This window comes from Klebsiella sp. RHBSTW-00215 (genome assembly GCF_014103785.1).
In the GTDB taxonomy this organism is placed as follows: domain Bacteria; phylum Pseudomonadota; class Gammaproteobacteria; order Enterobacterales; family Enterobacteriaceae; genus Klebsiella.
In genome coordinates, this window is record NZ_JABXQS010000001.1 from 1,469,225 (window position 1) to 1,490,442 (window position 21,218).

Annotated in this window: 15 protein-coding genes, 1 tRNA gene and 3 rRNA genes; 14 read left to right on the plus strand and 5 right to left on the minus strand. The window is 50.4% G+C overall.

The genetic code is table 11. The annotated features are described in order from the left end of the window. Window positions 1-30 precede the first annotated feature (30 nt). The 6 genes from rbsD (at window position 31) to rbsR (ending at window position 5,879) form a co-directional block, all read left to right on the plus strand. The gene (rbsD, locus tag HV127_RS07040) at window positions 31-450 is read left to right on the plus strand and encodes a D-ribose pyranase (RefSeq protein WP_112215585.1); all 420 of its coding nucleotides are present in this window, start codon (window positions 31-33) and stop codon (window positions 448-450) included. Between the two features lie 7 nt (window positions 451-457). Next, complete coding sequence (gene rbsA / locus HV127_RS07045; protein ID WP_182235436.1) at window positions 458-1,963, plus strand: ribose ABC transporter ATP-binding protein RbsA; 1,506 nt, start codon at window positions 458-460, stop codon at window positions 1,961-1,963. A 5-nt stretch (window positions 1,964-1,968) separates the two neighbouring features. After that, window positions 1,969-2,934 carry a ribose ABC transporter permease gene (rbsC, locus tag HV127_RS07050; protein ID WP_112215583.1) on the plus strand — a complete coding sequence of 322 codons (966 nt, stop codon included), beginning with the start codon at window positions 1,969-1,971 and terminating at the stop codon, window positions 2,932-2,934. Between the two features lie 27 nt (window positions 2,935-2,961). Continuing rightward, window positions 2,962-3,852, plus strand: a complete 891-nt coding sequence (gene rbsB / locus HV127_RS07055; protein ID WP_110276051.1) for a ribose ABC transporter substrate-binding protein RbsB — start codon at window positions 2,962-2,964, stop codon at window positions 3,850-3,852. A 98-nt stretch (window positions 3,853-3,950) separates the two neighbouring features. After that, window positions 3,951-4,883: a ribokinase gene (gene rbsK, locus HV127_RS07060; RefSeq protein WP_182240582.1), complete on the plus strand. Its 933-nt coding sequence runs from the start codon at window positions 3,951-3,953 to the stop codon at window positions 4,881-4,883. Window positions 4,884-4,886: 3 nt separating this feature from the next. Next, on the plus strand, window positions 4,887-5,879 hold the full coding sequence (gene rbsR, locus HV127_RS07065; protein ID WP_182235437.1) for a ribose operon transcriptional repressor RbsR: 993 nt from the start codon (window positions 4,887-4,889) through the stop codon (window positions 5,877-5,879). Here rbsR and mdtD read toward each other — a convergent pair. Beyond that, window positions 5,876-7,273: a multidrug transporter subunit MdtD gene (gene mdtD, locus HV127_RS07070; RefSeq protein WP_182235438.1), complete on the minus strand. Its 1,398-nt coding sequence runs from the start codon at window positions 7,271-7,273 to the stop codon at window positions 5,876-5,878. The two genes, rbsR and mdtD, sit on opposite strands and share 4 nt — an antisense overlap. Continuing rightward, the gene (locus HV127_RS07075) at window positions 7,270-7,977 is read right to left on the minus strand and encodes a FadR/GntR family transcriptional regulator (RefSeq protein WP_182235439.1); all 708 of its coding nucleotides are present in this window, start codon (window positions 7,975-7,977) and stop codon (window positions 7,270-7,272) included. The genes mdtD and HV127_RS07075 overlap by 4 nt, the downstream gene beginning before the upstream one ends. Window positions 7,978-8,457: 480 nt before the next feature. On the opposite strand from HV127_RS07075, the gene HV127_RS07080 reads away from it, so the two are divergent. From HV127_RS07080 to rrf, 4 genes are all read left to right on the plus strand, one after another. Further along, window positions 8,458-9,997 (plus strand): 16S ribosomal RNA (locus HV127_RS07080). 87 nt (window positions 9,998-10,084) lie between these two features. After that, window positions 10,085-10,159: transfer RNA gene (locus tag HV127_RS07085), tRNA-Glu, on the plus strand. A gap of 219 nt (window positions 10,160-10,378) precedes the next feature. Then, window positions 10,379-13,285: ribosomal RNA gene (locus HV127_RS07090) — 23S ribosomal RNA — on the plus strand. 65 nt (window positions 13,286-13,350) lie between these two features. Beyond that, a 5S ribosomal RNA gene (gene rrf, locus HV127_RS07095) occupies window positions 13,351-13,466 on the plus strand. The 16S, 23S and 5S rRNA genes sit together here with 1 tRNA gene alongside, the layout of an rRNA operon. A gap of 142 nt (window positions 13,467-13,608) precedes the next feature. Here rrf and mobB read toward each other — a convergent pair. After that, a complete protein-coding gene (gene mobB, locus HV127_RS07100; protein WP_182235440.1) occupies window positions 13,609-14,115 on the minus strand; it encodes a molybdopterin-guanine dinucleotide biosynthesis protein MobB in 507 nt (168 codons plus the stop codon). After that, on the minus strand, window positions 14,112-14,693 hold the full coding sequence (gene mobA / locus HV127_RS07105; RefSeq protein ID WP_182235441.1) for a molybdenum cofactor guanylyltransferase MobA: 582 nt from the start codon (window positions 14,691-14,693) through the stop codon (window positions 14,112-14,114). The genes mobB and mobA overlap by 4 nt, the downstream gene beginning before the upstream one ends. 71 nt (window positions 14,694-14,764) lie before the next feature. Between mobA and HV127_RS07110 the strand changes: the two genes are divergently transcribed. The 3 genes from HV127_RS07110 to dsbA all read left to right on the plus strand — a co-directional run bounded on the left by HV127_RS07110 (window position 14,765) and on the right by dsbA (window position 16,747). After that, window positions 14,765-15,034 (plus strand): YihD family protein, encoded by a 270-nt coding sequence (locus tag HV127_RS07110; protein ID WP_110276062.1) that lies wholly within the window; start codon window positions 14,765-14,767, stop codon window positions 15,032-15,034. 75 nt (window positions 15,035-15,109) lie between these two features. Further along, window positions 15,110-16,096 (plus strand): serine/threonine protein kinase, encoded by a 987-nt coding sequence (locus tag HV127_RS07115; protein ID WP_182235442.1) that lies wholly within the window; start codon window positions 15,110-15,112, stop codon window positions 16,094-16,096. Between the two features lie 27 nt (window positions 16,097-16,123). Then, entirely contained in the window at window positions 16,124-16,747 is a 624-nt protein-coding gene (gene dsbA, locus HV127_RS07120) for a thiol:disulfide interchange protein DsbA (protein WP_110276064.1), read from the plus strand. 50 nt (window positions 16,748-16,797) lie between these two features. Here the strand turns inward: dsbA and HV127_RS07125 are convergent, their stop codons facing one another. Continuing rightward, window positions 16,798-17,694 carry an acyltransferase gene (locus tag HV127_RS07125; RefSeq protein ID WP_182235443.1) on the minus strand — a complete coding sequence of 299 codons (897 nt, stop codon included), beginning with the start codon at window positions 17,692-17,694 and terminating at the stop codon, window positions 16,798-16,800. Window positions 17,695-18,090: 396 nt separating this feature from the next. Here HV127_RS07125 and polA point away from each other — a divergent pair, with 396 nt between their 5' ends. Then, complete coding sequence (gene polA / locus HV127_RS07130; RefSeq protein WP_182235444.1) at window positions 18,091-20,880, plus strand: DNA polymerase I; 2,790 nt, start codon at window positions 18,091-18,093, stop codon at window positions 20,878-20,880. The last annotated feature ends 338 nt before the right edge of the window (window positions 20,881-21,218 follow it).

The following is a 21,218-nucleotide window of genomic DNA, read 5'->3' on the forward strand; positions in this document are numbered from 1 at the left end:
AAACGTTTCGCTAGTGGAGCAAAAGAGAAAATGAAAAAAGGTACCGTACTTAACGCTGATATTTCGTCGGTCATCTCCCGTCTGGGTCATACCGATACGCTGGTAGTTTGCGATGCTGGATTGCCAGTACCTCGCAGCAGCACGCGTATCGACATGGCGTTAACCCACGGAGTTCCCTCCTTTATGCAGGTTCTGGAGGTGGTGACGAGCGAAATGCAGGTTGAAGCGGCTATCCTCGCGCAAGAGATTAAAACCCTTAACCCGCAGCTCCACGCGACGTTGCTCAAACATCTTGAGCTGCTGCAGCAACACCAGGGAAACACCATTGAAATTCGTTATACCAATCATGAGCAGTTCAAAAAAGAAACTGCAGATAGTCAGGCGGTGATTCGCAGCGGGGAGTGTTCCCCGTATGCGAACATTATTCTCTGTGCTGGCGTCACGTTCTGAGGCCGTCATGGACGCACTCTTACAACTCAAAGGGATCGATAAATCGTTCCCGGGCGTGAAGGCGCTCTCCGGTGCTGCGTTAAATGTCTACTCTGGGCGCGTCATGGCGCTGGTGGGCGAAAACGGCGCAGGCAAATCCACCATGATGAAGGTGCTGACCGGGATTTATGCCCGTGACGCTGGTTCGCTATTATGGCTGGGTAAAGAAACCACCTTCACCGGCCCGAAATCCTCCCAGGAAGCGGGTATCGGCATCATTCACCAGGAACTGAACCTGATCCCGCAGCTGACGATTGCAGAGAACATCTTTCTCGGCCGTGAGTTTGTGAATCGTTTTGGCAAAATCGACTGGAAGAAGATGTATGCAGAAGCTGATGTTTTGCTGGCTAAGCTGAATCTGCGCTTTAAGAGCGATCGTCTGGTAGGCGATCTGTCTATTGGCGATCAGCAGATGGTGGAAATCGCCAAAGTACTGAGCTTCGAGTCGAAAGTCATCATTATGGATGAACCGACCGATGCGCTGACCGATACCGAAACCGAATCCCTGTTCCGCGTCATCCGCGAGCTGAAATCGCAAGGGCGCGGTATTGTTTATATTTCCCACCGTATGAAAGAGATCTTCGAAATTTGCGATGACGTGACGGTCTTCCGTGACGGCCAGTTCATTGCCGAGCGTGAAGTCGCCAGCCTTGATGAAGATCTGCTGATTGAAATGATGGTGGGACGTAAGCTCGAAGATCAGTACCCGCGCATTGATAAAGCGCCGGGCGATATCCGTCTGAAGGTGGATGCGCTGTGTGGACCGGGCGTGGAGAACGTCTCTTTTACCCTGCGTAAAGGCGAAATTCTTGGCGTCGCTGGGCTGATGGGCGCAGGGCGTACGGAACTGATGAAAGTGCTATACGGTGCGCTGCCGCGCACCAGCGGCTACGTCACCCTTGATGGTCACGAAGTGGTGACGCGTTCTCCGCAGGATGGCCTGGCAAACGGCATCGTTTATATCTCTGAAGACCGTAAACGCGATGGTTTAGTGCTCGGTATGTCGGTCAAAGAAAATATGTCGCTGACTGCACTGCGTTATTTCAGCCGCAGTGGCGGTAGCCTCAAGCATAAAGATGAACAGCAGGCGGTCAGCGATTTTATCCGCCTGTTTAATGTGAAGACGCCGTCTATGGAGCAGGCCATTGGGCTACTTTCCGGCGGTAACCAACAGAAGGTGGCGATTGCCCGCGGGCTGATGACTCGGCCAAAAGTGCTGATCCTTGATGAACCAACCCGCGGCGTGGACGTTGGGGCGAAGAAAGAGATCTACCAGCTAATCAACCAGTTTAAAGCCGATGGTCTGAGCATTATTCTGGTCTCTTCTGAGATGCCAGAAGTGTTGGGCATGAGCGATCGCATCATGGTGATGCATGAAGGGCATCTCGGCGGTGAATTCACACGCGAGCAGGCCACCCAGGAAGTATTGATGGCTGCCGCTGTGGGCAAGCTTAACCGCGTGAATCAGGAGTAAAAAAGATGAATAACCCGACTGTTTCTGGTCGCCGCTACTTCACCAAAGCGTGGTTGATGGAGCAAAAATCGCTGATTGCCCTACTGGTGCTGATTGCGGTTGTCTCTACCATGAGCCCCAACTTTTTTACCGTGAATAACCTGTTCAATATTCTGCAACAGACTTCAGTTAACGCCATCATGGCGGTAGGGATGACGCTGGTTATCCTGACGTCGGGTATCGACCTGTCCGTAGGTTCCCTTCTGGCGCTGACTGGCGCGGTCGCCGCTTCAATTGTCGGAATTGAGGTTAACGCGCTGGTGGCCGTTGCCGCTGCGCTGGCATTAGGTGCGGCAATCGGCGCTGTTACAGGCGTAATTGTGGCGAAAGGGCGCGTGCAGGCATTTATCGCTACCCTGGTAATGATGCTGCTGCTACGCGGTGTGACCATGGTTTATACCAACGGTAGCCCGGTAAATACTGGCTTTACCGACAATGCCGATCTGTTTGGCTGGTTCGGGATTGGTCGCCCTCTCGGGATCCCAACGCCGGTATGGATTATGGCGATCGTTTTTCTGGCGGCCTGGTACATGCTGCACCATACCCGTCTGGGTCGTTATATCTATGCGCTGGGGGGAAATGAAGCGGCAACGCGTCTATCCGGCATCAGCGTCAATAAAGTTAAAATCATCGTCTATTCTTTGTGCGGCATGCTGGCTTCGCTGGCCGGGATTATTGAGGTCGCGCGTCTCTCTTCCGCGCAACCGACAGCGGGCACCGGTTATGAACTGGATGCGATTGCTGCGGTAGTGCTTGGTGGCACCAGCCTGGCAGGTGGTAAAGGTCGTATTGTCGGTACGTTGATTGGTGCTTTAATCCTTGGCTTCCTGAACAACGGTTTGAATTTATTAGGCGTTTCATCCTATTACCAGATGATCGTTAAAGCGGTGGTTATTTTGCTGGCGGTACTGGTAGATAACAAGAAGCAGTAACTGAGAACTCTACAGGACATCTTAACTATGAATATGAAAAAACTGGCGACCCTGATCTCTGCTGTAGCTTTAAGCGCAACCGTAAGCGCAAACGCGATGGCAAAAGATACTATCGCTTTGGTTATCTCTACGCTTAACAACCCGTTCTTTGTCTCTCTGAAGGATGGGGCACAAAAAGAAGCGGACAAACTCGGCTATAACCTGGTGGTGCTGGATTCACAGAACAATCCAGCGAAAGAACTGGCTAACGTTCAGGACTTAACCGTTCGCGGAGCCAAACTGCTGCTGATCAACCCAACCGACTCTGACGCAGTAGGTAATGCTGTGAAGCTGGCGAATCAGGCGAAAATTCCGGTTATTACCCTTGACCGCCAGGCCTCAAAAGGCGAAGTGGTAAGCCATATTGCTTCTGATAACGTTCTGGGCGGCAAGATGGCCGGTGACTATATTGCCAAGAAAGTCGGCGAAAGCGCGAAGATCATTGAACTACAGGGAATTGCAGGGACGTCCGCGGCACGTGAGCGTGGCGAAGGTTTTCAACAAGCCGTTACGGCGCATAAATTTAACGTACTGGCTAGCCAGCCGGCAGATTTCGACCGCACTAAGGGCCTGAACGTCATGCAGAACCTGCTGACGGCGCATCCTGACGTACAGGCTGTATTTGCCCAGAACGATGAAATGGCGCTGGGTGCGCTGCGCGCTCTGCAAACTGCTGGTAAATCTGATGTGATGGTGGTTGGATTTGACGGCACTCCGGATGGCGAAAAAGCAGTAAACAGTGGCAAACTGGCTGCGACCGTCGCCCAGCTTCCGGAGCAGATCGGTGTGAAAGGCGTTGAGACCGCTGATAAAGTGCTGAAGGGCGAAAAAGTGGATACCAGCTATCCGGTTGAGTTGAAACTGGTCATTAAGCAATAATGTGTGATTCGGACTGGTAACGGTCCGAGGGACAACATAATAAAGAAAAGCAGGGCATGCGCCACCGGGTGCCGGTGGCGCGCTTTCCGGGAATATTGATTATGAAAACCGCAGGCAAACTTGTCGTCCTTGGTAGTATCAATGCCGATCACATCCTTAACCTCGACTCCTTCCCTACCCCTGGTGAAACCGTCACCGGTCATCACTATCAGGTCGCTTTCGGCGGTAAGGGGGCAAATCAGGCCGTTGCTGCCGGGCGCAGCGGGGCAAATATCTCTTTTATCGCCTGTACCGGTGATGACGATATTGGTGAACGGGTTCGTCGCCAGCTGGAAAGCGATAATATCGACGTTGCGCCGGTAAGGGCTGTTGCCGGGGAATCAACCGGCGTGGCGCTGATTTTTGTGAACGCTGAAGGTGAGAATACTATTGGTATTCATGCTGGAGCTAACGCCGCCCTTTCCGTTACGCAGGTTGAAGCTGAAAAAGAGCGTATCGCCAGCGCGCAGGCGCTACTAATGCAGCTGGAATCGCCGTTGGAAAGCGTACTGGCGGCGGCGAAAATTGCTCACCAAAGTCAAACTGCAGTGATACTCAATCCTGCTCCAGCACGAGAGTTGCCGGATGAACTGTTAGCGCTGGTGGATATCATTACCCCGAACGAAACCGAAGCGGAAAAACTGACCGGCGTTCGAGTGGAAAATGACGATGATGCGGCAAAAGCAGCTAACGTGCTCCATGATAAAGGTATTGATGCGGTGATTATTACCCTCGGCAGCCGTGGTGTTTGGGCTAGTCTCAAAGGCAACGGTCATCGTGTTCCCGGCTTTAAAGTCCAGGCTGTTGACACCATTGCCGCTGGCGATACCTTTAATGGCGCGCTGGTGACTGCGCTACTTGAAGGTATGGTACTGGCTGAGGCTATTCGTTTTGCCCATGCCGCCGCGGCTATTGCCGTTACGCGTAAAGGTGCCCAGCCCTCCGTGCCATGGCGAAAAGAAATAGACGAATTTTTACGTCAACAGGGGTAACGCTTGGCCACCATGAAGGATGTAGCCCGCATAGCGGGCGTTTCCACTTCGACGGTTTCTCATGTCATCAACAAGGATCGCTTCGTTAGCGAAGCCATTACCGCTAAAGTCGACGCCGCGATTAAGAGCCTGAATTACGCGCCATCTGCACTGGCGCGTAGCCTTAAATTAAACCAAACCCGCACTATCGGCATGCTCATTACCGCCAGTACCAATCCGTTTTACTCGGAGCTGGTTCGCGGCGTGGAACGTAGCTGTTTTGAACGCGGCTATAGCCTGGTGCTGTGTAACACCGAAGGCGATGAACAGCGAATGAACCGTAATCTGGAGACGCTGATGCAAAAGCGCGTCGATGGTTTGCTGCTGCTGTGTACTGAAACTCATCAGCCTTCGCCGGAGATCATGCAGCGCTACCCTTCCGTACCGACGGTGATGATGGACTGGGCACCGTTCGATGGCGATAGTGACCTGATCCAGGATAACTCTTTGTTGGGTGGCGATATAGCGACGCAGTACCTCATCGATCAAGGCCATACGCGGATTGCCTGCATCGCGGGCCCGCTGGATAAAACCCCTTCGCGACTGCGTCTTGAGGGATATCATGCTGCAATGGCTCGTGCCGGGTTGGCAGTACCTGAAGGATACGTTATTAGCAGCGATTTTGAGTTTGGCGGCGGATTTAGCGCAATGGAAAAGCTGTTAGCACTCCCCAAGCTGCCGCAGGCGGTGTTTGTCGGTAACGACGCGATGGCGGTTGGTGCTTATCAGGCGCTTTATCAGAGTGGATTGCGCATTCCGCAGGATATGGCGCTGGTGGGTTATGACGACATTGAGCTGGCTCGATATATGACGCCGCCGCTGACGACCATCCATCAGCCGAAAGATGAACTGGGCGAGCTGGCCATTGATGTACTCATCCACCGAATGGCTGACCCAGGACAAAAACAACAACGCGTTCAGCTGACTCCTGAACTGGTCGTGCGTGGCTCTGCTTAATGTTTGTGCCGCTCCTTTATCAGGTTGCGGCCATCCTTCGCTTTCAATAAAGCAAATACTAGTGCTGATACTACGGTGATTGCTCCCATGGTTATAAAGGTGTAGTGAAACTGCTCGATGGTATTTACACTATCGAACCCTTCATAAAAGCGCAGCACTGCCGCACTTATGGCAACCCCGAGGCTGATAGATAACTGCTGGGTGACGGCCAGCATACTGTTGCCGCTACTAGCATTTTCATCGGTCAAATCTGCGAGCGTGATGGTGTTCATTGATGTGAACTGGGTGGACATCGCCATCCCCAATACAAATAGCGGCAACAGCAGTACCCAAATCGACATATCCGGAGACTGCAGTGAAAATTGGGCGATCATCAGACCGATAAATATCGTGACCCCAACCAGCGTTTTTCGATAGCCAAACCAGCGTAGAATTTGGGTAACGGTAGATTTGGCAATAATCGAACCGATAGCTGTCGGTGCAATTATGCAGCCTGCGATTATCGCCGGATAACCAAAGCCCACTTGTAGCATCAGAGGCATCAGGAACGGGACGCAGCCGGTGCCCAGGCGAGTTGCCAGATTTCCCGCGATCCCCACTGAAAAAGTATGCGTCTTAAATAAAGAAAGCGAAATGAGCGGCGTAGGATGGCGGCGAGCGTGGCGAATATACGCCAACAGCATAACAACGCTCAGAGCAATGATGGATAGAGCAATCCATGTCGCGACGATCTTCTCACCAAACAGTTCGATTCCGCTGGAAAACAGTACCAGACTTAATCCGAACAGCAGAAAGCCGAGCGTGTCAAAACGGCGCCGGGGCGTAGTGAAGTCCGGCATATATTTACGGGCGTACATAATCCCGATAATGCCGATGGGAATATTAATCAGAAAAATCCAGTGCCAGCTGGCCCAGGTGACCAATACACCGCCGAGTACGGGTCCGAGAATGGGGCCGACCAGCCCAGGCATCGTGACGAAATTTAACACTGGTAGTAATTCACTGCGCGGATAGGCGCGTAGTAATGCCAGCCTCGCCACCGGCATCATCATCGCTCCACCTATACCTTGAATAACGCGGAAAGTAACCAGCTCTGTTAGAGAACCTGAGAGGGCGCAGGCGAGAGAACCCAGGGTGAACAGACTAACGGCGATGATAAACACTTTCCGTGTGCCAAAACGGTCAGCCAGCCAACCGCTGACTGGAATTAACATGGCCACGGTAAGCGTATAGCTGATGATAGCGGATTGCATGGCCAGCGGTGAACGGTTGAGACTCTGTGCGATAGCAGGAAGGGCGGTATTCAGAATGGTGGCATCCAGCGCCTGCATAAAAAAGGCCATCGCAGCAATCCACGGCAGCCCGGCCATACTACGCCCTTTCTTCTCGCTCATTCGGTACCCTTTGAATTATTTGGAGCACTCAACAAAGCCTGACAGGCGTTCAGCGCCCGTGAACCGTCGTTATCGAGGATGGCATCAACTATTGCCTGATGGAGATCCAGCTTCATCACTTCATTCTGGGTTATAGAAGTGAAATAGGTGTGGTAGACCGAATGGAATAGAGAAGCGAAAGAGATCAGAAAGGGATTTCCACTCATCTCATATATATGTTCATGCCAGGCCATATCGACTTCAATCCAGCGCTCGCGCTGAAAGTTTCTCTTCAACTCAATCATCTCCGCCATTAGAGCATTGAGTTGTGCTCTTTGTTCTGGGCTACCTGAATTCGCCGCCAGAAAACAGGCTTGCGGTTCAAGACTGCTGCGCATCACGAGGAAATGGCTAACAACCTCTTCAAAGTTATCTTCCGTTAACCACCAGGCTAGCAGCTCTTTGTCGAGAAAGTTCCAGCTACTGCGTGGCATAACGCGGGTGCCGATGCGTGGGCGAGGCAAAAGCATCCCTTTTGCTGTCAACGTTTTGACTGCCTCACGAACCGCTGTGCGGCTTACGCCGAATTGCTCACCCAGCTCTATCTCTCCAGGAAGAATGCTTTCTGGCTGATATTCGCCGGTCAGAATTTTTTGCGCCAGTTTCTCCGCTAATACCCAGGAGATATTCTTTTGTGCCGCCAGCTGCTGTGTGCTTAAAGACATAAATGCCGTTCCTTTCTCTTTTTTACTCTATCAGTATGCCATCAGGCGACTTACTTCGTTTGTTAAAACGGCAAAACGCCGGTTTTTTGCCACATTACACGTTGCTGTGGTGAAAAAAGAGACGGTTGAAAAGTTTTTTGAAGTTTCCTCTTGTCACATCGGAATAACTCCCTATAATGCGCCACCACTGACACGGAACAACGGCTTACAGGCCGCCGGGTTAGCGGGGTTCAGCGATGAACGCCGGCAGAGAAAAGCGAAATTAAACGCTTGACTCTGAATGAGGAAAACGTATTATACGGGACCTCGCAACGGTGAGCGAAAGCCGCGTTGCACTGCTCTTTAACAATTTATCAGACAATCTGTGTGGGCACTCAAAGTGACATGGATTCTTAATGTCTTCGGACAATAAATGAATACCAAGTCTCTGAGTGAACATACGTAATTCATTACGAAGTTTAATTCACGAGCATCAAACTTAAATTGAAGAGTTTGATCATGGCTCAGATTGAACGCTGGCGGCAGGCCTAACACATGCAAGTCGAACGGTAGCACAGAGAGCTTGCTCTCGGGTGACGAGTGGCGGACGGGTGAGTAATGTCTGGGAAACTGCCTGATGGAGGGGGATAACTACTGGAAACGGTAGCTAATACCGCATAACGTCGCAAGACCAAAGTGGGGGACCTTCGGGCCTCATGCCATCAGATGTGCCCAGATGGGATTAGCTTGTTGGTGAGGTAATGGCTTACCAAGGCGACGATCCCTAGCTGGTCTGAGAGGATGACCAGCCACACTGGAACTGAGACACGGTCCAGACTCCTACGGGAGGCAGCAGTGGGGAATATTGCACAATGGGCGCAAGCCTGATGCAGCCATGCCGCGTGTATGAAGAAGGCCTTCGGGTTGTAAAGTACTTTCAGCGAGGAGGAAGGCATTGTGGTTAATAACCGCAGTGATTGACGTTACTCGCAGAAGAAGCACCGGCTAACTCCGTGCCAGCAGCCGCGGTAATACGGAGGGTGCAAGCGTTAATCGGAATTACTGGGCGTAAAGCGCACGCAGGCGGTCTGTCAAGTCGGATGTGAAATCCCCGGGCTCAACCTGGGAACTGCATTCGAAACTGGCAGGCTAGAGTCTTGTAGAGGGGGGTAGAATTCCAGGTGTAGCGGTGAAATGCGTAGAGATCTGGAGGAATACCGGTGGCGAAGGCGGCCCCCTGGACAAAGACTGACGCTCAGGTGCGAAAGCGTGGGGAGCAAACAGGATTAGATACCCTGGTAGTCCACGCTGTAAACGATGTCGACTTGGAGGTTGTTCCCTTGAGGAGTGGCTTCCGGAGCTAACGCGTTAAGTCGACCGCCTGGGGAGTACGGCCGCAAGGTTAAAACTCAAATGAATTGACGGGGGCCCGCACAAGCGGTGGAGCATGTGGTTTAATTCGATGCAACGCGAAGAACCTTACCTACTCTTGACATCCAGAGAACTTAGCAGAGATGCTTTGGTGCCTTCGGGAACTCTGAGACAGGTGCTGCATGGCTGTCGTCAGCTCGTGTTGTGAAATGTTGGGTTAAGTCCCGCAACGAGCGCAACCCTTATCCTTTGTTGCCAGCGGTCCGGCCGGGAACTCAAAGGAGACTGCCAGTGATAAACTGGAGGAAGGTGGGGATGACGTCAAGTCATCATGGCCCTTACGAGTAGGGCTACACACGTGCTACAATGGCATATACAAAGAGAAGCGACCTCGCGAGAGCAAGCGGACCTCATAAAGTATGTCGTAGTCCGGATCGGAGTCTGCAACTCGACTCCGTGAAGTCGGAATCGCTAGTAATCGTGGATCAGAATGCCACGGTGAATACGTTCCCGGGCCTTGTACACACCGCCCGTCACACCATGGGAGTGGGTTGCAAAAGAAGTAGGTAGCTTAACCTTCGGGAGGGCGCTTACCACTTTGTGATTCATGACTGGGGTGAAGTCGTAACAAGGTAACCGTAGGGGAACCTGCGGTTGGATCACCTCCTTACCTTAAAGAACCTGCCTTTGTAGTGCTCACACAGATTGTCTGATGAATGTAAAGAAGCAAGACGGCTGCGAAGTCGCGACACCTCGTGTCCCCTTCGTCTAGCGGTTAGGACTCCGCCCTTTCACGGCGGCAACAGGGGTTCGAATCCCCTAGGGGACGCCACTTGCTGGCTGTGAGTGAAAGACACAACCTACCGATATCTCAAAACTAACTCAGTGAGTTACGTTTGAGATATTTGCTCTTTAAAAATCTGGATCAAGCTGAAAATTGAAACGACACGCTGCGTCTGTTCTCCGTAAATAAGAACAGCATGACGGTGTGTTCGAGTCTCTCAAATTTTCGCAATCATGAAGTGTTTTACGAAACATCTTCGGGTTGTGAGGTTAAGCGACTAAGCGTACACGGTGGATGCCCTGGCAGTCAGAGGCGATGAAGGACGTGCTAATCTGCGATAAGCGTCGGTAAGGTGATATGAACCGTTATAACCGACGATTTCCGAATGGGGAAACCCAGTGTGTTTCGACACACTATCGTTAAGTGAATACATAGCTTAACGAAGCGAACCGGGGGAACTGAAACATCTAAGTACCCCGAGGAAAAGAAATCAACCGAGATTCCCCCAGTAGCGGCGAGCGAACGGGGAGGAGCCCAGAGTCTGAATCAGTTTGTGTGTTAGTGGAAGCGTCTGGAAAGTCGCAGGGTACAGGGTGATACTCCCGTACACAAAAACACACAGGCTGTGAACTCGAAGAGTAGGGCGGGACACGTGGTATCCTGTCTGAATATGGGGGGACCATCCTCCAAGGCTAAATACTCCTGACTGACCGATAGTGAACCAGTACCGTGAGGGAAAGGCGAAAAGAACCCCGGCGAGGGGAGTGAAACAGAACCTGAAACCGTGTACGTACAAGCAGTAGGAGCCCACTTGTTGGGTGACTGCGTACCTTTTGTATAATGGGTCAGCGACTTATATTCTGTAGCAAGGTTAACCGTATAGGGGAGCCGCAGGGAAACCGAGTCTTAACTGGGCGTTAAGTTGCAGGGTATAGACCCGAAACCCGGTGATCTAGCCATGGGCAGGTTGAAGGTTGGGTAACACTAACTGGAGGACCGAACCGACTAATGTTGAAAAATTAGCGGATGACTTGTGGCTGGGGGTGAAAGGCCAATCAAACCGGGAGATAGCTGGTTCTCCCCGAAAGCTATTTAGGTAGCGCCTCGTGAACTCATCTTCGGGGGTAGAGCACTGTTTCGGCTAGGGGGTCATCCCGACTTACCAACCCGATGCAAACTACGAATACCGAAGAATGTTATCACGGGAGACACACGGCGGGTGCTAACGTCCGTCGTGAAGAGGGAAACAACCCAGACCGCCAGCTAAGGTCCCAAAGTCATGGTTAAGTGGGAAACGATGTGGGAAGGCACAGACAGCCAGGATGTTGGCTTAGAAGCAGCCATCATTTAAAGAAAGCGTAATAGCTCACTGGTCGAGTCGGCCTGCGCGGAAGATGTAACGGGGCTAAACCATGCACCGAAGCTGCGGCAGCGACACTATGTGTTGTTGGGTAGGGGAGCGTTCTGTAAGCCGTTGAAGGTGGCCTGTGAGGGCTGCTGGAGGTATCAGAAGTGCGAATGCTGACATAAGTAACGATAAAGCGGGTGAAAAGCCCGCTCGCCGGAAGACCAAGGGTTCCTGTCCAACGTTAATCGGGGCAGGGTGAGTCGACCCCTAAGGCGAGGCCGAAAGGCGTAGTCGATGGGAAACAGGTTAATATTCCTGTACTCGGTGTTACTGCGAAGGGGGGACGGAGAAGGCTATGTTAGCCGGGCGACGGTTGTCCCGGTTTAAGCATGTAGGCGGATGTTCCAGGTAAATCCGGAACGTCATTCAACGCTGAGGTGTGATGACGAGGCACTACGGTGCTGAAGTAACAAATGCCCTGCTTCCAGGAAAAGCCTCTAAGCATCAGGTAACATCAAATCGTACCCCAAACCGACACAGGTGGTCAGGTAGAGAATACCAAGGCGCTTGAGAGAACTCGGGTGAAGGAACTAGGCAAAATGGTGCCGTAACTTCGGGAGAAGGCACGCTGATGGTAGGTGAAGTGACTTGCTCATGGAGCTGAAATCAGTCGAAGATACCAGCTGGCTGCAACTGTTTATTAAAAACACAGCACTGTGCAAACACGAAAGTGGACGTATACGGTGTGACGCCTGCCCGGTGCCGGAAGGTTAATTGATGGGGTTATCCGTAAGGAGAAGCTCTTGATCGAAGCCCCGGTAAACGGCGGCCGTAACTATAACGGTCCTAAGGTAGCGAAATTCCTTGTCGGGTAAGTTCCGACCTGCACGAATGGCGTAATGATGGCCAGGCTGTCTCCACCCGAGACTCAGTGAAATTGAACTCGCTGTGAAGATGCAGTGTACCCGCGGCAAGACGGAAAGACCCCGTGAACCTTTACTATAGCTTGACACTGAACACTGGTCCTTGATGTGTAGGATAGGTGGGAGGCTTTGAAGTGTGGACGCCAGTCTGCATGGAGCCATCCTTGAAATACCACCCTTTAATGGCTGGTGTTCTAACGTGGACCCGTAATCCGGGTTGCGGACAGTGTCTGGTGGGTAGTTTGACTGGGGCGGTCTCCTCCTAAAGAGTAACGGAGGAGCACGAAGGTTAGCTAATCCTGGTCGGACATCAGGAGGTTAGTGCAATGGCATAAGCTAGCTTGACTGCGAGCGTGACGGCGCGAGCAGGTGCGAAAGCAGGTCATAGTGATCCGGTGGTTCTGAATGGAAGGGCCATCGCTCAACGGATAAAAGGTACTCCGGGGATAACAGGCTGATACCGCCCAAGAGTTCATATCGACGGCGGTGTTTGGCACCTCGATGTCGGCTCATCACATCCTGGGGCTGAAGTAGGTCCCAAGGGTATGGCTGTTCGCCATTTAAAGTGGTACGCGAGCTGGGTTTAGAACGTCGTGAGACAGTTCGGTCCCTATCTGCCGTGGGCGCTGGAGAATTGAGGGGGGCTGCTCCTAGTACGAGAGGACCGGAGTGGACGCATCACTGGTGTTCGGGTTGTCATGCCAATGGCATTGCCCGGTAGCTAAATGCGGAAGAGATAAGTGCTGAAAGCATCTAAGCACGAAACTTGCCCCGAGATGAGTTCTCCCTGACTCCTTGAGAGTCCTGAAGGAACGTTGAAGACGACGACGTTGATAGGCCGGGTGTGTAAGCGTAGCGATACGTTGAGCTAACCGGTACTAATGAACCGTGAGGCTTAACCTTACAACGCCGAAGATGTTTTGGCGGAATTGAGAGAGATTCAGCTTGATACAGATAAACAGAATTTGCCTGGCGGCGACAGCGCGGTGGTCCCACCTGACCCCATGCCGAACTCAGAAGTGAAACGCCGTAGCGCCGATGGTAGTGTGGGGTCTCCCCATGTGAGAGTAGGGAACTGCCAGGCATCAATTAAGTGAAGAGCCCATCCTGACGGATGGGCTTTTTGCGTTTTTGTACATCATAAAAAATCAGACAAAGCGCGATGAAGCTTTATCCGAGCATGCATTTCTCATACAGCAAAAATTTTCTTTTCTATTGAGATCTGATTAGGGCTTGTGTAACCACTGTAAAATAAAATCCACGATTTGCGGGATGTTATTTAAATCTAACTGCGGAAGTGAAGTCTCGACAGGAATATCGCTAGCCACGGCAATGACGTGTTCATCAAATACCAGTTCATCTACATGGTGCCCACTGTTGTGCCTGTAAAGTAGGATCTTTGGTACTGGCTCATGCTTAAAACCTTCGACTAACACTAAATCCAACGTTGAAGGGTCCATTCTGCTTACTAGCCAGCTAAGATCCAATTCGTTTTTATTTGGTGTTTCTGTGATTAAGGCCCAGCGCTGTGAACTGGCGACAATAGTCTGTGCAGCTCCGGCTTTGCGTAGTTCATAGCTATCTTTACCTGGTTTATCCACGTCCATGTCATGATGAGTATGTTTGATAAGCCCAGGTCGTAAGCCTTTCGCACATAATTCCGGGATCAGTTCCTTCAGTAATGTTGTTTTACCCGTACCGCTCCAGGCCGCGATAGCCAGAAGGGGAATCATGATGACACCTGCATATTCTGTAAGTCATCGAGGGTATTTACGTTCATGAATGCTGATTTCACATCGCTAAAATCAACATTATGCCCACCAACTTTGCGCATAAACACCATGACTCGCCGTTCACCTGCGGCCAAATAGGTTTCAAGTTCTGCTGTGACCTTATGATTCACCAAAGCGATAGCCGGATGGTCGCGTTCACCATCATGTACCCAAACTACAGGTGATAATTTCTTATTCTGTATTAAGCGCTCGACCAGAAAGGCGGGGATAAAAGGAGTATCACATGGACAAAACAGAAACCACTCGCTTTCAACATGCTGCATAACAGATAGCATCCCGGCCAGAGGGCCTGGAAAATCATTCATACTATCGGTAATAATCGGATAACCGCTGGTTTGCCAGCTATCAAGGTTCCGATTGGCGCTAATAACCATTTTATCCACCTGTGGTTCCAGCGTATCGGCGACGTAGCACCACAATGGCTTACCCTTTAACATCTGCAACCCTTTATCCACTCCCCCCATGCGCGTCGCCCTTCCTCCAGCCAACACGACACCGGTTATTACCTCGCGTTGCATATCAATATCGCCTCTTTCATTGTGGGATTGTCCCTGCTAACGTGTCTTTATCTAGAGTAAGGAGCATTACTATGAAATGTAAACGTCTGAATGAAGTCATTGAACTCCTCCAGCCAGCATGGCAGAAAGAACCTGAACTAAATTTGATTCAATTCTTGCAAAAACTGGCCAAAGAGGCCGGTTATACGGGGGAATTAAGCGATCTTTCCGACGATATTCTGATTTATCATCTGAAAATGCGCGACTCGACAAAAGAGGCCGTTATTCCCGGTATTCAGAAAGATTATGAAGAAGACTTCAAAACCGCATTGCTTCGCGCTCGCGGAGTCATTAAAGAGTAAAAGGTTGTAAGCGCTGCCACGGAACAGGCAATGAGATGATATCCTGAATCATTCGCATGATTATCGGATGTCAGGATGCACGATAAGGCTTTTAATTTTCAGACGCTTCACCCGGATACTATCATTGATGGTTTGTTTGATCTGGGTATGCGGGTGGACTCTGGGCTCACCCCGCTTAACAGCTATGAGAACCGCGTTTACCAGTTTCAGGACGAAGATCGCCACCGCTATGTGGTGAAGTTCTATCGTCCTGAACGCTGGTCTGCAGAACAAATCCTCGAAGAACATCAGTTTACCCTTCAACTCGTGCAGGATGATGTTCCCGTTGCGGCGCCATTATCTTTCCATGAAAGTACTCTTCACCAGCATCAGGGATTCTTCTTTGCCGTTTTCCCAAGCCTGGGTGGACGTCAGTTTGAGGCGGATAACCTCGATCAGATGGAATGGGTTGGGCGCTATCTTGGCCGTATGCATCAGACAGGTCGCAAGCAGCGTTTTGTCGCTCGCCCGGAGATTGGTACTAATGAATATCTCCTTGAGCCACGCCAGGTCTTCGAGCTCTCCCCGTTGATTCCTGCTGGTTTGAAAGAGGCCTTTCTCAGCGCTACCGATAAACTGATTGATGCTGTAATGGCACGATGGCACGGGAACGCTAATATCTTACGTTTGCACGGTGACTGCCATGCCGGAAATATCCTCTGGCGTGATGGCCCTCTGTTTGTTGATTTAGATGATGCGCGTAATGGTCCTGCTATCCAGGATCTCTGGATGCTGTTAAATGGAGATAAAGCCGAGCAGCGGATGCAGCTTGAGATGATCATTGAAGCCTATGAAGAGTTCAGCTCTTTTAATACGGATGAAATCGCTCTCATCGAACCTTTACGTGCGATGCGGTTAGTTTATTATCTGGCGTGGTTGCTCAGACGCTGGAATGATCCTGCTTTCCCTATAAATTTCCCATGGTTAACCGGGGAAGATTACTGGCGCGGGCAGACAACAACTTTTCTTGAGCAGGTGAAGGTTCTGCAGGAACCCCCTCTTCAGTTAACGCCAATGTATTAATGTGAAATATCCAGGAGAGAATTAATCATGAACAAAATTTGGCTGGCGCTGGCTGGTATGATTCTGGCTTTTAGTGCATCCGCTGCCCAGATCACCGACGGTAAGCAGTACATCACCCTCGACAAGCCAGTTGCTGGCGAGCCTCAGGTGCTCGAGTTCTTCTCGTTCTACTGTCCCCATTGCTATCAGTTTGAAGAAGTACTTCATGTGTCAGATAACGTGAAGAAAAAGCTGCCTGAAGGCGTCAAGATGACTAAATACCACGTTGAGTTCCTGGGCCCATTGGGCAAGGATCTGACTCAGGCGTGGGCTGTGGCGATGGCGCTGGGCGTGGAAGACAAGATTACTGTTCCAATGTTTGAAGCGGTACAGAAAACCCAGTCCGTCCAGACCGTGGCCGATATCCGTAAAATCTTTGTTGATTCAGGTGTGAAAGGCGAAGAGTACGATGCGGCGTGGAACAGCTTCGTGGTGAAATCTCTGGTTGCTCAGCAAGAAAAAGCCGCTGCTGATTTCCAACTGCAGGGCGTACCCGCGATGTACGTTAACGGAAAATATCAGATTAACCCGCAAGGGATGGATACCAGCAACATGGACGCATTTGTTGCTCAGTATGCCGATACTGTTAAGCAGTTAGTTGAGAAGAAATAAAAAAACAAACGCCGGTCATTGACCGGCGTTGTTCTTTTCAGCGACTAAAATCATTTTTTCTGCCGCATTATTTCCGTCAGTTGACGATCCTTTTCTTCCCACAGCATATTTAACCAACGCTGGAAGTGGCGCTTAAAGTTTTTATCATTCACATAGTCGCCATGTAGATCTTCAGCTACAGGCTCCAGATTTATTCGCACCACAATCCGCGTCAATCGACCACTTAGCATGTCGTAAAATGGCCTGTGGTTGTTCTCTGGGTAACATAACGTCACGTTGAGCAGCTTATCAAACTGCGATCCCAGCACGCCCAATGCCATAGCAATACCCGCAGCTTTTGGGGGTAATAAGTTATTGTAAGGTGAGCGAGTCTGACGCTGCTTTTCTTCAGTAAAACGTGAACCTTCGACAAAGTTAACGATAGTCGTTGGGTGGACGCGGAATTTCTCGCAGGAACGACGGGTGGTTTCAACATCTTTACCGCGACGTTCTGGATGACGAATTAAATAACCACGTGAGTAACGGCGCATAAACGGCATGTCCAGGGCCCAGCAAGCAAGACCAATGAACGGTACCCAGGCTAGTTGCTGTTTGAGAAAGTATTTATTCATTGGGATATGTTTGCGAAACAGCACACAGAGCACCACGATATCAGCCCAACTGTGATGGTTGCTGATAAGTAAATACCAGTTTCTCTTGTTCAGGCCTTCAATACCTTGAACATCCCATTTTAACCACGGATTAAGATGTAGCAGTAGTGCCAACCCTTCACACCAGCAATACATCATGAAGTTGCAGAAAACAGATATCGAGCGCCAGACTGCAGGAATCGGCACAAGAAGTTTAATCAGTCCGGCGATGATTATCGGCACCGAGCAGATTATAGTGACTAAGATAGTAAGGGCGATACTCAGCGGAAGGATTATCGCAGCGAGTAATCTCGACATAGTTAGTTTATTCAGAAAGTTAGGCTGACAAAAAACGCATTTAAACAGCGCAAGGGACTGATTTTATCAGAAAATACAGCAAATAACGGGTCTTACCAGAGCAGAAAAATTTCCGGATCTTATATCCACATGGAGCATTGAGTCATCAAAACGACATTACGATAAAAAATATAACGTTAACTAAATGATAAATATGAATTAATTATTTGAAGAGCTATTTTATTAAGAGTTAGCCAGCTATCATTTTAAAACTATACACAAAGTTATCCACAGATGAAGTTGTACAATGATCGTGGAGATCAATGAATCTTTTCGATGAAATAGGGGAAAAATTCAGGATTTAATGCCCGTCTGTGGCATCCTTTACCCATAATCTGATAAACAGGCACGGAAATTATGGTTCAGATCCCAGAAAACCCTCTCATCCTCGTCGACGGCTCCTCTTACCTTTACCGGGCATATCACGCTTTTCCCCCGCTGACTAACAGCGCAGGTGAACCGACTGGCGCAATGTACGGCGTACTGAATATGCTGCGAAGCCTGATCCTACAGTATCAACCGACTCATGCAGTCGTGGTTTTTGATGCCAAAGGGAAGACTTTCCGTGATGAATTGTTTGAGCACTATAAATCTCATCGTCCACCGATGCCGGACGATCTGCGTGCGCAGATCGAGCCGCTGCATACCATGGTTAAGGCGATGGGCTTACCTCTGATGGCTGTTCCGGGCGTTGAAGCTGATGATGTGATCGGTACACTGGCGCGTGAAGCTGAAAAGGCAGGTCGTCCAGTGCTGATTAGCACGGGTGATAAAGATATGGCTCAGTTAGTTACGCCGGGTATTACCCTGATTAACACGATGACTAACACTATTCTTGGTCCGGATGAAGTCGTCACAAAATACGGCGTTCCACCTGAACTGATCATTGATTTCCTTGCTCTCATGGGTGACTCGTCGGACAACATTCCTGGCGTCCCTGGGGTCGGCGAGAAGACCGCACAGGCGTTGCTACAGGGGCTGGGTGGGCTTGATACGCTGTATGCTGAGTCTGAGAAAATCGCCGGCCTGAGCTTCCGCGGATCTAAAACGATGGCGGCGAAGCTAGAGCAGAATAAAGAGGTCGCGTATCTCTCTTATCAGCTGGCAACGATTAAAACGGATGTTGAACTGGATTTGAGCTGTGAAGAACTGCTCGTTGAGCAACCTGCAGCGGATGAACTGCTGACGCTGTTTAAAAAGTATGAATTCAAACGCTGGATAACCGATGTTGAGTCCGGTAAATGGATGCAGGCGAAAGGCGCTAAACCTACCGCGAAACCAGTCGAAGTGGCGGCAGATGCTGCAGATGCTGAAGAAGAGACGGCGGCAACGCTCTCCTCTGAAAACTATGTCACGATTCTTGATGAAGAAACGCTGACGGCGTGGATCGAAAAACTGAAGAAAGCGCCACTTTTTGCTTTTGATACCGAAACTGACAGCCTTGATAATGTATCCGCCAATATGGTCGGTCTGTCATTCGCCGTTGAGCCAGGCATCGCAGCTTATGTACCCGTTTCTCATGACTATCTGGATGCGCCGGATCAGATCCCACGCGACCGCGTGCTGGAACTGCTGAAGCCCTTACTGGAAGACGATAAGGCTCTGAAGGTTGGACAGAACCTCAAGTATGATCGCGGTATTCTGGCTAACTATGACATTGAGCTGCGCGGTATTGCCTTTGATACCATGCTGGAGTCCTACATTCTTGACAGCGTAGCGGGCCGCCATGATATGGATAGCCTTTCCGATCGCTGGTTGAAGCACAAAACCATTACCTTTGAAGAGATTGCCGGTAAGGGTAAAAATCAGCTCACCTTTAATCAAATCGCACTGGAAGAAGCTGGTCGTTACGCGGCGGAAGACGCTGATGTGACTCTGCAACTGCATTTGAAGATGTGGCCAAAGCTTCAGCAGAATGAAGGTCCGCTGAACATCTTTAAAAATATAGAAATGCCGTTAGTGCCAGTGTTATCCCGCGTTGAGCGCAACGGCGTGAAGATTGACCCAGCCGTGCTGCATGCGCATTCTCAGGAAATCGCCAAGCGCCTGATTGAGCTAGAGAAGAAGGCATATGATATTGCAGGTGAAGAGTTTAACCTCTCTTCGCCTAAGCAGCTGCAAACCATCCTGTTTGAAAAACAAGGGATTAAACCACTGAAGAAGACGCCGGGCGGTGCTCCGTCTACGTCGGAAGAGGTGTTGGAAGAGCTGGCTCTGGATTATCCGCTGCCAAAAGTTATCCTTGAATATCGTGGCCTGGCAAAACTCAAATCCACTTATACCGATAAGCTGCCGTTGATGATCAGCGCGAAAACGGGTCGCGTGCATACATCTTATCACCAGGCGGTCACTGCAACGGGACGCCTGTCATCCACCGATCCGAACCTGCAGAACATTCCGGTACGTAACGAAGAAGGACGCCGTATTCGTCAGGCGTTTATTGCTCCGGAAGATTACCTCATTGTCTCCGCCGACTACTCGCAAATTGAATTGCGCATTATGGCGCATCTGTCGCGCGATAACGGTCTGCTAACCGCGTTTGCGGAGGGGAAAGATATCCACCGTGCTACTGCGGCAGAGGTTTTTGGTTTGCCGCTTGAAAGCGTGAGCAGCGAACAGCGACGCAGCGCAAAGGCTATCAACTTTGGCCTGATTTACGGGATGAGCGCATTTGGCCTTGCGCGACAGCTCAATATTCCGCGTAAAGAAGCGCAGAAATATATGGACCTCTACTTTGAGCGCTATCCAGGTGTGCTGGATTATATGGAGCGTACCCGTGCGCAGGCAAAAGAGCAGGGGTATGTTGAAACGCTCGATGGCCGCCGACTCTATTTGCCGGACATTAAATCCAGCAACGGAGCACGTCGCGCTGGCGCTGAGCGTGCGGCAATCAACGCGCCGATGCAGGGAACTGCTGCGGATATCATTAAACGTGCAATGATCGCTGTAGATGATTGGTTGTTAAGTGAAAAACCGCGGGTGCGTATGATCATGCAGGTACACGATGAATTAGTCTTCGAAGTTCATAAAGACGATTTAGATACGGTCGCGAAAAAGATCCACGAACTGATGGAAAGCAGCACGACGCTGGCTGTTCCGCTGCTGGTAGAAGTGGGTAGTGGGGAAAATTGGGATCAAGCGCACTAAGTGTTCAGTACATAAGGCCATTTTTTGTAAGTGAGTAACATAACTTATACCGTTTTGTGATGATCATTTGAATTTGCTATGTAAAGACTGAAAATAAACTACAAAAATGCTTTATCCATAACGGAAACAAGAGTAGAGTTAAAGACGTAGGGTACAGAGGTAAGATGTTCTATCTTTCAGACCTTTTACTTCACGTAATCGGATTTGGCTGAATATTTTAGCCGCCCCGGTCATTTATGACCGGGGCGTTTTTTATTGCGTGAAAGAAAATTTTTTGCGTATTGATATCGGCAAGGCAGGCTGCCCGGATAAGGCTCTGTATGCCCATACCCGGGAAA